We start from the raw sequence: 13,899 nt of genomic DNA on the forward strand, positions 1-13,899 counted from the left end.
AATGAAAGCCGAGAGATAAGTGTAACTTGTTAAACTTGTCCGAGGCGCATCTTATATTCTGCAAATATACGTATAATTCTCAACTATTCCTCACTATGCTGATTGTGAGTATTTCATCATCGATCTCTATTTCATCTTCAAGCTGTCCACTCACCATAATGATCTTATCTGCCAGCACCTGATTTTTGATATAAGCAGCATTGTGGGCGACAGCTTCATCAATCGCATTATTGGACGAAATCCGGATGTTGATGCGGTCGGTGATTTCGAATTCCTTCGCTTTACGCAGGTTCTGTATCCTGTTCACCAATTCCCGGGCAATTCCCTCTTCGCGAAGCTCAGGAGTAAGGGTAATATCGAGAGCCACGGTCAGTCGGCCTTCGTTAGCAACCAACCATCCCGGAATATCTTCGGAGATGATTTCCACATCATCAAGCGTCACCAGCGCCTCCTGTCCCTCTACGGTCAGACTGAACCGGCCGCTTCTTTCCAGTTCCTGTATCTCCCCGGGCGTCATACCCTGTATCCTCGGGGCGAGCTGTTTCATTATTCTTCCGTAGCGCGGTCCCAGTTTCTTAAAATCGGGCTTCACCCGTTTCACCAATATTTCACTGGCCGTATCCACAAAATGCAGTTCTTTCACGTTCACTTCATTCAGGATCAGCGATTCTACAGCCTGAATATGCTGCTTCTGCTCCTCATCTATCACCGGGATCATGATTTTGGAGAGCGGCTGACGCACCTTGATATTTACCTTACGGCGTAATGAAAGCACTATGGATGAAGCAGCCTGGGCAAGATACATCTGTTCTTCGAGTTGCTTATCGATAAGCGAATCATCCCACAATGGGAAATCGGCCAGATGCACCGATTCAAACGGCTCACTGCTCGTCGCCGTAGTCAGATCGAGGTAGAGCCGGTCGGCGTAAAAGGGAGCGATGGGTGCCATCAGTTTTGCTACAGTCACCAGACATTGATACAGTGTCTGATAGGCCGACAACTTATCATCGGTCATTTCCCCACCCCAGAATCGCTTACGATTAAGGCGTACATACCAGTTACTAAGATGATCGTTCACAAAATCGGTGATAGCACGTCCTGCCTTGGTAGGCTCATACGCCTCATAACTCTGGTCGACCTCTTTCACCAATGAGTGCAGCATCGACAATACCCAGCGGTCAATTTCCGGCCGGTCGTCGAGGGCGATCTGCGTATATTGATCGTGGAAATCATCTACATTGGCATACAACACAAAAAACGAATACGTATTATAAAGCGTGCCGAAAAATTTACGGCGTGCTTCTTCCACTCCTTCTATATCGAACTTCAGATTCTCCCACGGTGCGGCATTGGTAATCATATACCAGCGTAACGGGTCGGAACCGTGCTTCTCTATTGTTTCAAAGGGATCCACCGCATTGCCCAACCGTTTCGACATTTTATTGCCGTTCTTATCGAGCACCAGTCCGTTGGATACCACATTTTTAAATGCCACACTTCCTTTCACCATAGAAGCAATGGCATGCAGGGTATAAAACCATCCACGCGTTTGATCGACTCCCTCCGCAATGAAATCCGCGGGAAATACTTTTTGGAACTCATCCTCTTCAATATGCGGATAGAACACCTGGGCGAAAGGCATAGCTCCACTGTCAAACCATACATCGATCAGGTCCGTTTCCCGCTTCATCGGCTTGCCGCTATCGGACAGCAATATTATATCATCTACATAAGGACGGTGCAGGTCTATCTTATCATAGTCAGGTTCCTGACCGTCGCTTACATCCAGACCTTTCCAGGGCAATTCTTTCATTATCCCCGCATCCATCGACTTGCGCATCTCCGCGTACAGTTCCTTCACCGAACCGATGCATTTCTCTTCTTTTCCGTCTTCGGTACGCCACACCGGGAGGGGTGTGCCCCAATAACGGCTGCGGCTCAGGTTCCAGTCCTGCAAGTTTTCAAGCCATTTCCCGAAACGTCCGGTACCGGTAGATTGCGGCTTCCAGTTGATGGTATTGTTAAGTTCTATCATCTTATCGCGACATGCCGTCGTACGGATAAACCAGCTATCCAGCGGATAGTATAACACCGGCTTATCGGTCCGCCAGCAATGCGGATAATTGTGTACCTGCTTTTCTATACGGAAAGCTCGGTTCTGTTGTTTGAGCATAACCGAAAGATCCACATCGAGCGTGGCATCCTCATCGGTAAGCGAATCATCATAGGCATTCTTCACATACCTGCCTGCATACTCTCCGTAGAGGTCGCTGTGTACATTCTGTTGTACAAATTCGGGATCGAGGTCTTCAATACGGAAATACTTTCCTGTCAAATCGACCATTGGGCGCTGGTTACCCTCTTTATCGGTCAACGTCAAACCGGGCACATCGTATTCTTTCCCTATTTTCGCATCATCCGCACCGAACGTAGGCGCTATATGAACGATACCGGTACCGTCTTCGGTAGTCACAAAATCACCGGTCACCACTTTCAACCCGTTGTCCGATACTTTTACCCAAGGGATAAGTTGCTCGTATGCTATACCTGCAAGTTCACTACCTTTCCACTCCTTGTTGATCACACGGAAGGGGATATTCTTGTCGCCGGGCTTGTAGTCATCGAGTGGAAGTTCCCCATTTTTGGCCGGGAAATAGGCATTCAACAAACTTTTAGCCAATATGGCCGTCATCGGTTTACCGCTGTAGGGGTTATAGGTCTGCACTGCCACATAGTCGATCCTGGGACCCACAGCCAGCAATACGTTGGAGGGCAAGGTCCAGGGCGTGGTGGTCCATGCCAGGAAGAAAGGCTCTCCGAATTCCGTCCATTCCGGTAACGGATTCTTAATGAAGAATTGAGCTGTACAGGTGGTATCTTTTACATCGCGGTAACATCCCGGCTGGTTCAGTTCATGCGTACTGAGACCCGTACCAGCAGCAGGCGAATAAGGCTGTATCGTATATCCCTTATAAAGATATCCTTTTTCGTATAAATCTTTCAGTAGATACCAGAGAGTCTCGATATAACGGTTGTCATAAGTAATATAAGGATTACCCATATCGACCCAGTATCCCATTTTCCGGGTGAGTTCTTCCCACTCCCGGGTATATTTCATTACTTCAGTCCGACATGCTGCATTGTATTCTTCGACCGATATTTTTTTCCCGATATCTTCTTTGGTAATGCCAAGCGATTTCTCTACGCCCAGTTCCACGGGCAACCCGTGCGTATCCCATCCGGCTTTTCGGTTCACCAGAAAACCTTTCATGGTCTTATACCTGCAGAAAATATCTTTAATGGAACGTGCGATCACATGATGGATGCCCGGCATCCCGTTAGCCGAGGGCGGCCCTTCATAAAAGACGAACGGGGTATGTCCCTCCCGCGTCTCCAGACTTTTCCTGAAAACCTCTTTTTCATCCCAGGCTTTCAACATCTCCCTGTTTATTTCCGAGAGGTCTAAATGGTTATATTCCGGAAATTTCTTATTCATTGTCAATGAAATTTATACCACACAAAAATTAAGGTGCAAAGGTAACAATAAATTGAGAAATGGCAATCGAAACCTTATGACAAAATACAGCATCACAGGGAGGGAGATAGAGCCGCAATGAAATAAGTCTCTTTCTAAAAGCAAATGGTCACAACAAAATAAACAGGTTATCGGTCACATTTTTCTTTTTTTTAAGTCATCGATCTCTGCAATGAGCCTTAGATTTATTTCATGGAGATGTTTGTTTTCATTTATTTGAGCCCCCAGTTGAACGGATAGTTCCTCTATCTTTTTAATTAAATTGTCAATATTTATTGACTGAACGTATTGCTCCTCTTTTTCATTCACTTCATTCTCGGGTTTCAGCATAGGCCCATCTCCCGGGAGAAACCAAGCCGGATTCAAATCATGATAAATATCTAAGATCTCTCTCAATTTATCCACACCCAAACTCTTCCCACTATCTAAAAAACCTACTGACAAGCCCGTTTTTACATAAAATTTATTCTTGGAAATCCTTTTATATTTAAGGTATTCTAATATTTTTTGCTTATCTGTCATGATTTTTATCTTAAAATATTTGGATTTTGTTGATAATTATCATTATCTTTGCATGGTGAATATTCACCACGTCTTCAAAGATAGGTATAATTGCAAAAATCTAAAAATATGGAAACAAAAAAAATACCGCAGCCCGTTTTGCCCCCGGTTTTACCGCATGGTTGGAAAAAAGAAGTAGCTCTGGCGCTTGGTATACACCCGAACACCGTCAGTCGTGCCTTACATTCCCGAAAAGGGACAAATTATATAAAGATCGTAAAAACAGCGGCGGCAAAATACGGCGAAAAAATAAAAATCTGATCATAATTCCCCGCCACCAACTATATCCTGATTCTGACATGAGTTGTTAAGTAATTTTTTCTTTACATTTTCTCAACACTCTCTTAACATGTTTAGTTTTCCTTTGCACGTGAATTATAATAAAGGATTTCATAATAAAAAAACATTTAAACTCTAAAACAAAACCAATGGTATCAGAAAAATTATTACGGATTAACCTATTTATAGCCTTCTTTTTATGTGGCTATATGGTTTATTCTCAAAATGGAACATTGAGGGGAAAAGTCACTGACATAGGCAATATTCCTCTTATCGGCGTGAATGTGGTGCAAAAAGGCACCACCAACGGTACAATCACCGATATCGACGGGAATTATACTTTATCCGTACCTTCCGGAACGACCATCGTCTTTTCATATATCGGATACAATAGTCAGGAAATTGTATGGGGCGGCCAATCCTCTTTGGATATTGTACTGGAAGAAGATCAACACCTCCTGGAAGAGATCGTCGTTGTAGGGTATGGTACTCTAAAAAAAGTAAACCTTACCGGCGCTGTAGAGCAAGTGACGGGGGATGTATTTGAGAATCGGCCTATTACCAATATAAGCCAGGGATTAGTGGGAGTAATTCCTAACCTGAATATTCAGATGAGTGATGGAAAGCCGACCCAATCACCCTCTTACAACATCCGGGGAACCACCTCGATCGGACAGGGAGGTAGCGCATTGGTACTGGTCGACGGAGTGGAAGGAGATCCACGGATGCTCAACCCCAATGACATAGAAAGTGTTTCGGTATTAAAAGATGCGGCATCTGCCTCTATTTACGGGGCACGGGCAGCTTTCGGTGTAGTATTGATCACGACCAAAGGGGCTGCAAAAGGAAAAACATCCTTGAATTATACAGGAAGTTTCTCTTCGAAACGACCGACTACGGTGCCTGATAATATTGTAGACTCTTATCCCTGGGCGCAGTCTTTCAGCGACGCATGGTCGAGATGGAACGACAATGGAAATACACCTACAGCCGTAAACAAAACTATGGCTTTTTCACCGGCATATCTGGCTGAAATTAAAAGGAGATGGGAAGATCCGAGTCTCCCCAGGATAGAGATCAACCCGACTACCGGTGCTTACGAATATTATTATAGCACAGACTGGTACAAGGAACTCTATAAAGATAGTTTCTTTGCCCAGGACCATAATCTTTCGGTATCAGGAGGGAATGAATTTGCCTCTTTCTACCTGAGCGGACGCTATAATGGAGAAGACGGATTATTCCGTTATAATACGGACGACTACTCCATGTATAACCTTCGGGCAAGGGGAGATATACAGCTGTTCAAATGGCTGCAAGTGGACAACAACCTGGAATATTCATCCATGAAGTATCACCAACCGGTGAATGTGGGTGAAGGAAGTAATATCTGGCGTAATATTGCCGACGAAGGCAATCCTCTGGCTCCGATGACCAATCCCGACGGCACACTGACTTTCCCGGCCGCTTATACGGTAGGCGATATGTATCTGGGGAAAAACGGTGCGGACCTGAAGCAAAATGTGGTCAAAAACAAAACGGCCCTGAAATCTGAATTTTTCGATAAAAGCCTCACATTACGGGCCGACTTCACATTCCAGAACAAAGAATATTCCCACCAGCGGATCAGGGTACAGGTACCCTACAGTCGCTATGAGGGACAGATAGGATATACCGGGGCAAATACCAATGACTTACAGGAACGGCGGTACACTACCGACTATCTTGCGACCAACATCTATGCGAATTATGTCAAGTCATTCAATGAGGTGCACAACTTTGATTTCCTGGGAGGGTACAATTATGAACAATCGGTATACAAAAATGTCACCATGACACGTAACGGGATAGCTTATGAGGATGCCAAAGATATCAACCTCACTTTGGGAAATAATATCACCACGACAGGCGGTTACCGCAAATGGCGCATTGCGGGAGGGTTCTTCCGTGTGAATTATAATTTTAAAGAACGTTACCTGCTTGAAGTAAATGGCCGCTATGATGGTTCTTCCAAATTCCCCAATAACCAGCAATGGGCTTTCTTCCCATCTGTTTCCGCGGGATGGCGCTTCTCGGAGGAGCCTTTCTGGAAAGTGGATCCGAAAGTCATTTCCAATATAAAATTACGCGTATCACTTGGTTCTCTCGGTAACGGAGCTATCAATCCTTATACCTTTAGTGAGAATTTCGGCATCAGCCAGTCAGATCGCATCCTGGGAGACCTAGTGTTTTGTCTTTCAGTCTGAAAACAAGGGAATTGCAAGAAGAAATTCTTTAGCAGCTAACGGTTTAGAAACGAGCGACCTTCAATCTTTTGCCCTATTTTGCATAAAATACAAAGAACGACTTTATTTTGCAAATTTACTAAATATTATTTTTACAGTAAAACTTTTGAAATTTTTCTTTCCATACAATAATATCCTATCCTCAATGCAGCAAACCAATTTGTATATTTCTATTTTATCATTCGCAATATTGCGAATGATAAAATTATTCGTATATTTGCGAACAATAAATATTGATTATGTCAAAAAAAGGATTAACAGACCAGCAAGAGCAGCTTGCACGCTTTGCCAAAGCATTGGGACACCCCATCCGTATTGCCATTCTGGAAATGCTTGTCAATCAATCATGCTGTTATCATGGTGATATGTCAGAAATATTGCCTATCGCTAAAAGTACGCTTTCACAGCATTTGAGTGAATTAAAAGATGCAGGATTAATACAAGGAACGATTACATTGCCAACTGTTAAATACTGTATTGATGAAAAAAATTGGAAGAAGGCGAAAAGCTTGTTCGCAGGCTTTTTCACCCAATTGCAGAAGACAGACGATATTTGCTGATATCATAAAGATGCCGGAAGGTTTATTCCGGTATTTTTGTACAATAGTAATTCGCTGTTCTACGAAATACGAATTATGGGTATAGATACAACAAAAAATGACTGAAATGAAAATTTTGATCCTTTGTACGGGCAATAGCTGCCGCAGCCAAATGGCACACGGTTTTTTACAATCTTTCGACTCCAAACTATTCGTCTATTCCGCAGGAACAAAAGCAAGCGGACGGGTAAATCCCAAAGCAATAGAGGTCATGCAGGATGCAGGTGTGGATATTTCGCTGCATACATCCGATAGTATAGAAAAATATAGCGATGATGAATGGGATTATGTGATTACCGTTTGCGGTGGTGCAAATGAAAGCTGCCCGACATTCTCAGGAAAAGTAAAGAACCGCTTACATATCGGTTTTGATGATCCGTCCGAAGCAACAGGAACGCCCGAATTTATACAATCCGAATACATCAGGGTAAGGGATGAAATAAAACAAGCATTCTACGAACTGTATCAAAACAAGATAAAGGGTCATGAGTAAAAAGAGAATGAATTTCCTGGATAAAAACCTGACTCTTTGGATATTTCTTGCAATGGCTGTCGGTGTCGGATTGGGCTATTTTATCCCTTCTTTCAGCAGTTATATCGATTCCATGTCGAGCGGGACAACCAACATCCCTTTGGCAATCGGCCTTATCCTGATGATGTACCCGCCATTGGCAAAAGTAGATTATAAACAACTGCCAAACGTATTTTCCAACGTAAAAATAGTATCTATTTCGTTAATCCTGAATTGGATTATCGGCCCTGTATTAATGTTTCTACTAGCTATTCTCTTTTTACACGATTATCCCGAATATATGGCAGGTGTTATCCTGATAGGTCTTGCACGGTGTATTGCAATGGTGCTTGTTTGGAACGAGCTGTCAGAAGGTAATACCGAATACGGCGCAGGGCTTGTCGCCCTGAACAGTATCTTTCAGGTATTCTTTTACAGTTTTTATGCCTGGATATTCATCACAAAACTACCGCCATTATTCGGATTTGAAGAGGCAATCGTAGATATATCCATGGGCACGATCGCCCAAACGGTTGCCGTCTATCTGGGCATTCCTTTCCTGATGGGTATCCTTAGCCGTTTGATATTAGTAAAGGTAAAAGGCGAACAATGGTATAAAGAAAAATTTATTCCTGCCATATCGCCCATTACCCTGATAGCATTATTATCTACCATTGTGTTAATGTTCAGTCTGAAAGGGGAAATAATCGTACAAATACCATTGGATGTGGTGCGCATTGCCATGCCGCTGTTGATCTATTTCGTGGTGATGTTCTTCCTTAGTTTCTTTGCAGGCAAATTAATGGGTGCATCCTATGATAAAAATGCTTCGATAGCATTTACTGCCACAGGCAACAACTTTGAACTGGCTATTGCGGTTGCCATAGGTGTATTTGGCTTACATAGCGGACAAGCCTTTGCCGGTGTCGTCGGTCCGCTTGTCGAAGTGCCGGTACTTATCCTGTTGGTACATGTTGCTTTTTGACTAAGAAAAAAATATTATATCTGGGAATCGGATTAATTGCTTTCATTAGAGTTCCGTATTTTTTAGACAAACAAGATAGATTCGACTAAGGGATGAACGAAAAGGATATGAGTAAGGATTCCGATGTGAAGGAGCTTGCAAAATTATTCCTGCGACTGGGTTTTACCGCCTTTGGCGGTCCAGCGGCACATATCGCCATGATGCAACATGAAGTGGTAACCAAACGTAAGTGGTTAAACGAGCAAGAATTTCTGGATCTGCTGGGTGCTACGAATTTAATACCCGGTCCCAACAGTACTGAAATGGCTATCCATATCGGGTATGCACGCGCAGGATGGAGAGGACTGATCGTAGCGGGAGCATGCTTTATCCTCCCCGCAGTCTTTATTACCCTCGTTTTTGCCGTATTGTACAAGCAATACGGACAGCTCCCGGAGGTGCAACCGTTTATCTACGGAATAAAACCTGCGATTATAGCCATTATCCTTTCGGCAGTATATCCACTGGCAAAGAAATCGCTGAAAACACCGGAGTTGATACTGATCGGAATCATTGTGCTGATCCTTTCATTATTGAACATCAATGAAATCTACCTGATGTTCGGGGCAGGGCTGTTTGCGCTGTTGTCGGCCATGAAAAGGAACAGGAAAGCCGACAAATTGCCTGGGCTTCTCCCGCTTCCTCTTTTGCAGGTTACAAGCTCCGCCTTCCTGTCGGCAACCAATCTGAACCTGTTCCTCTCGTTTTTAAAAATCGGAGCTATATTGTACGGTAGCGGCTATGTGCTGATCGCATTTCTCGACACGGAGTTAGTCGCCACGGGTCTTTTGAGCAGGCAACAACTGGTTGACTCCATTTCCGTGGGGCAATTTACCCCGGGACCGGTTTTTTCTTCGGTTACCTTTATCGGCTACCAGATCAACGGTATTGGGGGTGCTGTTGTCTCTACGATTGGCATTTTTCTTCCCTCCTTTGTCTTTGTAGCCCTGCTCAATCCATTGATTAAGCGAATGCGGAGTTCGGTCGGTTTTTCCGCATTTCTGGATGCGGTCAATGTCGCATCGGTTGCTATCATTGTCTCGGTCTGTTTTACAATGGGTCAGGAAATAATCACGGATTGGAGGACAATCCTGATTGCTGTTTTAAGTCTTGGCTTCACTTTTAAGTTTAACAAAATAAACAGTGCGTTCGTTGTCATAGCAGGATCGTTAATTGGCTATTTATTAACGTTTTTTTAGATTAAGCGTTTCTTAATTAGAAACGCTTAAAGTTGAGGTTTGGGCGATATTCTTGCCTTTAATGTGCATGATGTCCTCCTCCATGCTCCAAAATATCGTGCAGCGCCTCTATCGAATGAGTGTAATCCACATACGCCGCTACATACTCCCTCCCTTTTTCTACCGATTGATCTTTCACTTTGTCCAACGCAACTACTTTCTCGTATTTCTTTCGGAGGCTGGTACCGATATGACTGTTCAATTTTTCGAGCAAACCATCAATATCTTCATTCTTTAAGGCGTTGTCACTTAATTGAACAATCTTCTTTGTGCTACCCGCGGGCTTTAATCCTGTGAATGGAGCCCCTTCTGTCTCTCTGTGCAGGCGGACAAGAGTTTCCAGGAAATGTTTTTCCACAATGGCATACACTTCCTTGTCACCATTACGCAGACTATAGGTTTTTTTGAACAGAGAGGTAATTTCCCCTTCCTGCTTTTTATCGATCCACTTCAACACCAAATTGACATTGTTGGTCTCAAGAGCCTTTAGGGCATCCTTAACGGTAGGGCCGGCATAAGAGTCGCAATGTGCAAAAGCGGGAAGAGAACCGGCAGCCATAAATAATACGGTTAGCATAACCGATAGGATTGTGCGTACATTACGTTTTCCTATTTGTGAGTTTCCCGATCTTTTTACATCAGAATTTGTTTTTTTTGCTTTCATACTTTCAATTAAAAAATGATTATTACTAAAAATGATTTATGATGCAAAGATAGTGGGAGAAAAACAGTCTTACGCCCCAGTTTATAAGTTGGCACTTGTTTTCCGGAACAAATAGAACCTTTTCTGTAAAGTGGCACGTTGAATTTTTCAACTGATGTTACGCTTGCGACTTTTTATATTCGCTTGGCGTCAATCCGGTCGTTTTTTTAAAGATACGGTTAAACGCCGATTTGGAATTGAAACCGCACTCAAAAGCAATGCCCAACAGAGAAAAATTATCATAGGCAGGGTCGAGAAGTTTTTTCTTTATCTCCTCCACCCTGTAGCCGTTGATGAAATCAAAAAAGTTGTGTTCGAACTGTTCGTTAATGACGCGCGAAAGATGATGTGCCGGAATAGCCAATTCCGATGCAAGCAGAGGAAGTGTCAGGTCGGGATTGAGAAAAGGCTTCTCCTGCTCCATGTAACGATTGATTTTTTTAACATATCCGGCAATTTTCTTTTCGGATAGAAAAAGGCTACTGTATTTTTCTTTGGTCACAGTAGTATATTCCCGGAGCGAATGATGGTCAGGATACTCAACCGTAAAATGAACGAAAATCTCTTTTTGCTTCAATCCGTAATAACCTACAAGGATAATAAATGCTGAAAGAGAAAGGAGCAAACCATTAATGCAGAAGTGTATGGATGAATAATGAAAAATATGATGTGTAACAGCAATGATGATCAGGAATGTCCAAATAATCCCGAAAATGTATAAAAGTATTCTCAACCAATTAAGGTTAATTTTTTCGGCGGTAGAAAAATTATCCATATACTCGCGCTTGTGTTTTTGGACTCTTACAATGGAAAGGATAAAATACAGGGGACCTGATGCGGCGGTCATCAACAGTAAGAAAACGAAAAACAAGGGTGGCCGGATATGCGTACTTACGTGGTCTAAACGTATTCCGGCGGAATAACCGGGGAAGCGGGAAGCGATTAAAAGATACAGCACAAATATCAGAAACGGCAGAAAATGGAGAAAATCCTGCGTTACAAGTTTTCTTTTCCCCAATGTCAGCGCCGATGTGTATAGATAGAGGAAAGGACCATGCAGCAAAAATAACGACACGATAAAAGCGGGGAATTGTTTTATTCTGTCAAAAAACTCTAAGGATGAAAACAAGTATAATCCTGTAAATAACCCTAAATAAACCAGCCAATAAACTAAAATCCGGTCGTGCAATGTTTTGGGCTTTTTCCCGAGAAGCAATGCAACAAAGAAGAAAGCGCTGAAAGATGCGATTGAAAAAATGTAATTCATTCCAAAAATAAAGTACAAAAATAATACATATTAAATGATTTTCAGGAGATGGCAATTCCGAAAACATAGCCAACCAAGGCGGTGGCAAGCATGGCGGCAGTCCCCCAAAAACAGATTCTCAAAACCGCTTTTTTAATACTTGAGCCACCGGTTTTTGCGGAAACAGCACCAAGCAATGCTAAAAACAATAATGAGAAAAAATATTGGTAATAAATCATCTCTTTTACAGGGGCAAGCAAGGTGACGATAAAAGGCAATATAGCTCCAATGATGAATGCGAGAAAAGACGAAAATGCCGCTTGAAACGGTTTTGCTTCCATAATCTCGTTGATACCCAGTTCGTCTCTCGCATGCGCTGCCAAGGCATCGTGCTCCGTGAGTTTTGTCGCGACCTGTAAAGCCAATTCTTCGTCCAATCCTCTTTTTTGATAGATTTCTGCCAATTCATTCAGCTCTATTTCAGGCATTTCGTCGATCGCTTTTTGTTCTCGCAGCAAGTCCGATCTCTCTATGTCAGCCTGCGAACTTACCGATACATACTCGCCCGCTGCCATGGACATGGCACCGGCAATGGCTCCTGCCAAAGCAGCCAGAATAATAGCCTGGCGTGATTCGCTGGCTGCCGCCACCCCAATGATGATGCTCGAAGTGGATAATATACCGTCATTTGCGCCCAAGACGGCGGCCCGCAACCAATTGGATTTTGTAACAAAATGCTTTTCCAATTCCATAATTTAGCTGTTTTCTCGATTATACCATATTGTTACATCACATCATACACACCTTTGAAGAGTACCTTAGTGTCGGAATTGATCGTATTGTCAGGAATAACTTCCAACCAATCTCCGTGTCTTTCGCCTGTTTTGACCAAGACCTTTCGAAAAGTGTAAATGTCCTTTTTCTGCGATTCAAGAACTAATAAAAAATTGTTCCCCTCTTCTGTTGTAACAGCATCAAAAGGCACACTCAATGCATTTCGGGAAGCGGCAACAAGTTGTGCTTCTACAAACATGCCTGTCAATAATTTTTGCTTGGCTCCAGCATCTAAAGAGGCATAAACGTGGATAACACGATCACTTCCTTCGACAGATTTCCCTATTTGAGAAACTTGTGCCCCAAATTCCTCCGAACCTATTTGTGGAACAGTAAATTTTATATTCTGTCCATTTCTCAGATTGAATACATCTTTTTCGAAAACGGCCAATTCCAGATGCATTGCCTGTGTTTCCACTATTTCCATAATAACATCTGTTGGAGTGATTGCCATACCTATATTCGCATTGATAGCTGTAATATCTCCCGAAATGGGAGAATAAACAGTAATATAGGAAGAAAATGTCCCCTGCTCCACTTGGAGTGGGTTAATGCGCAGCATATTCAGTTTCTGGCGGAGGCTCTCATAGCTGGCTTTTGTGCGTTTGTAATCGCTCTCGGCTTCGAGGTATTTCTTTTGGGAAGATATTTTTTCATCAAAAAGGGTCTTTTGTCTTTCGTATTCCGATTTCAGATACCCCATTTGGCCTGCTATTTCCAGATAAGATTGTTGCAAGTCAATATATTCCGGACTTTCCAGGGTTAGTAACGGCTGACCTTTAGTTACCTTGTTACCTACCTGCAAAGAAACAGACTTAACATACCCACCGATAAATGAAGTCACTTTCGCTCTGCTTTTTGGCGGTACATCTATTCTGCCCGATGCTTTTACCGTATTGTCAAATTCCCTTTCCTGCAAAGCGCTAATCTCCATTTTCATGGAAGAGAACTGTTCCTGCGTAATCTCAACTAAAGAGGAATCCTCTTGTTCGGAATTATCTGTCTTCAAAGATTTACCCTCCCCTGTGCAGGAACTTAAAAAGCCAACGGTCAATACAAATAGTATATAAGAATATTTCTTCAT

At 42.9% G+C, this 13,899-nt stretch carries 12 protein-coding genes; 6 read left to right on the forward strand and 6 right to left on the reverse strand.

What is annotated here, in order from left to right:
- Nucleotides 1–79: 79 nt before the first annotated feature.
- Complete coding sequence (gene ileS / locus ABV001_RS04510) at nucleotides 80–3,496, reverse strand: isoleucine--tRNA ligase (RefSeq protein ID WP_352421720.1); 3,417 nt, start codon at nucleotides 3,494–3,496, stop codon at nucleotides 80–82.
- Between the two features lie 174 nt (nucleotides 3,497–3,670).
- Entirely contained in the window at nucleotides 3,671–4,057 is a 387-nt protein-coding gene (locus tag ABV001_RS04515) for a hypothetical protein (protein ID WP_323425996.1), read from the reverse strand.
- A gap of 108 nt (nucleotides 4,058–4,165) precedes the next feature.
- Here ABV001_RS04515 and ABV001_RS04520 point away from each other — a divergent pair, with 108 nt between their 5' ends.
- From ABV001_RS04520 to chrA, 6 genes are all read left to right on the forward strand, one after another.
- Nucleotides 4,166–4,357: a hypothetical protein gene (locus tag ABV001_RS04520; RefSeq protein ID WP_323425995.1), complete on the forward strand. Its 192-nt coding sequence runs from the start codon at nucleotides 4,166–4,168 to the stop codon at nucleotides 4,355–4,357.
- Between the two features lie 167 nt (nucleotides 4,358–4,524).
- Entirely contained in the window at nucleotides 4,525–6,621 is a 2,097-nt protein-coding gene (locus ABV001_RS04525; protein WP_352421721.1) for a SusC/RagA family TonB-linked outer membrane protein, read from the forward strand.
- Between the two features lie 278 nt (nucleotides 6,622–6,899).
- Nucleotides 6,900–7,220 carry an ArsR/SmtB family transcription factor gene (locus ABV001_RS04530; protein WP_313382014.1) on the forward strand — a complete coding sequence of 107 codons (321 nt, stop codon included), beginning with the start codon at nucleotides 6,900–6,902 and terminating at the stop codon, nucleotides 7,218–7,220.
- A 106-nt stretch (nucleotides 7,221–7,326) separates the two neighbouring features.
- Nucleotides 7,327–7,752, forward strand: coding sequence for an arsenate reductase ArsC (locus tag ABV001_RS04535; protein ID WP_313382013.1), 426 nt, complete (start codon nucleotides 7,327–7,329; stop codon nucleotides 7,750–7,752).
- The gene (arsB, locus tag ABV001_RS04540; protein WP_352421722.1) at nucleotides 7,745–8,755 is read left to right on the forward strand and encodes an ACR3 family arsenite efflux transporter; all 1,011 of its coding nucleotides are present in this window, start codon (nucleotides 7,745–7,747) and stop codon (nucleotides 8,753–8,755) included. Before ABV001_RS04535 ends, arsB begins: the two co-directional genes overlap by 8 nt.
- Before the next feature lie 92 nt (nucleotides 8,756–8,847).
- A complete protein-coding gene (chrA, locus tag ABV001_RS04545; protein ID WP_352421723.1) occupies nucleotides 8,848–9,993 on the forward strand; it encodes a chromate efflux transporter in 1,146 nt (381 codons plus the stop codon).
- Between the two features lie 58 nt (nucleotides 9,994–10,051).
- Here the strand turns inward: chrA and ABV001_RS04550 are convergent, their stop codons facing one another.
- From ABV001_RS04550 to ABV001_RS04565, 4 genes are all read right to left on the reverse strand, one after another.
- Nucleotides 10,052–10,696: a DUF6448 family protein gene (locus ABV001_RS04550; RefSeq protein WP_352421724.1), complete on the reverse strand. Its 645-nt coding sequence runs from the start codon at nucleotides 10,694–10,696 to the stop codon at nucleotides 10,052–10,054.
- A gap of 157 nt (nucleotides 10,697–10,853) precedes the next feature.
- The gene (locus ABV001_RS04555) at nucleotides 10,854–12,002 is read right to left on the reverse strand and encodes a helix-turn-helix domain-containing protein (RefSeq protein WP_313382004.1); all 1,149 of its coding nucleotides are present in this window, start codon (nucleotides 12,000–12,002) and stop codon (nucleotides 10,854–10,856) included.
- 41 nt (nucleotides 12,003–12,043) lie between these two features.
- Complete coding sequence (locus tag ABV001_RS04560) at nucleotides 12,044–12,694, reverse strand: VIT1/CCC1 transporter family protein (protein ID WP_352421725.1); 651 nt, start codon at nucleotides 12,692–12,694, stop codon at nucleotides 12,044–12,046.
- 71 nt (nucleotides 12,695–12,765) lie between these two features.
- The gene (locus tag ABV001_RS04565) at nucleotides 12,766–13,899 is read right to left on the reverse strand and encodes an efflux RND transporter periplasmic adaptor subunit (RefSeq protein ID WP_313382000.1); all 1,134 of its coding nucleotides are present in this window, start codon (nucleotides 13,897–13,899) and stop codon (nucleotides 12,766–12,768) included.

The organism is Proteiniphilum sp. (genome assembly GCF_040307845.1).
In the GTDB taxonomy this organism is placed as follows: domain Bacteria; phylum Bacteroidota; class Bacteroidia; order Bacteroidales; family Dysgonomonadaceae; genus Proteiniphilum.

What these genes read in the sequence shown, in the direction of transcription:
- ileS (WP_352421720.1), bottom strand. Translation starts at nt 3,496, where the DNA reads ATGAATAAGAAATTTCCGGAATATAACCATTTAGACCTCTCGGAAATA.
- ABV001_RS04515 (WP_323425996.1), bottom strand. Translation starts at nt 4,057, where the DNA reads ATGACAGATAAGCAAAAAATATTAGAATACCTTAAATATAAAAGGATT.
- ABV001_RS04520 (WP_323425995.1), top strand. Translation starts at nt 4,166, where the DNA reads ATGGAAACAAAAAAAATACCGCAGCCCGTTTTGCCCCCGGTTTTACCG.
- ABV001_RS04525 (WP_352421721.1), top strand. Translation starts at nt 4,525, where the DNA reads ATGGTATCAGAAAAATTATTACGGATTAACCTATTTATAGCCTTCTTT.
- ABV001_RS04530 (WP_313382014.1), top strand. Translation starts at nt 6,900, where the DNA reads ATGTCAAAAAAAGGATTAACAGACCAGCAAGAGCAGCTTGCACGCTTT.
- ABV001_RS04535 (WP_313382013.1), top strand. Translation starts at nt 7,327, where the DNA reads ATGAAAATTTTGATCCTTTGTACGGGCAATAGCTGCCGCAGCCAAATG.
- arsB (WP_352421722.1), top strand. Translation starts at nt 7,745, where the DNA reads ATGAGTAAAAAGAGAATGAATTTCCTGGATAAAAACCTGACTCTTTGG.
- chrA (WP_352421723.1), top strand. Translation starts at nt 8,848, where the DNA reads ATGAACGAAAAGGATATGAGTAAGGATTCCGATGTGAAGGAGCTTGCA.
- ABV001_RS04550 (WP_352421724.1), bottom strand. Translation starts at nt 10,696, where the DNA reads ATGAAAGCAAAAAAAACAAATTCTGATGTAAAAAGATCGGGAAACTCA.
- ABV001_RS04555 (WP_313382004.1), bottom strand. Translation starts at nt 12,002, where the DNA reads ATGAATTACATTTTTTCAATCGCATCTTTCAGCGCTTTCTTCTTTGTT.
- ABV001_RS04565 (WP_313382000.1), bottom strand. Translation starts at nt 13,899, where the DNA reads ATGAAGAAATATTCTTATATACTATTTGTATTGACCGTTGGCTTTTTA.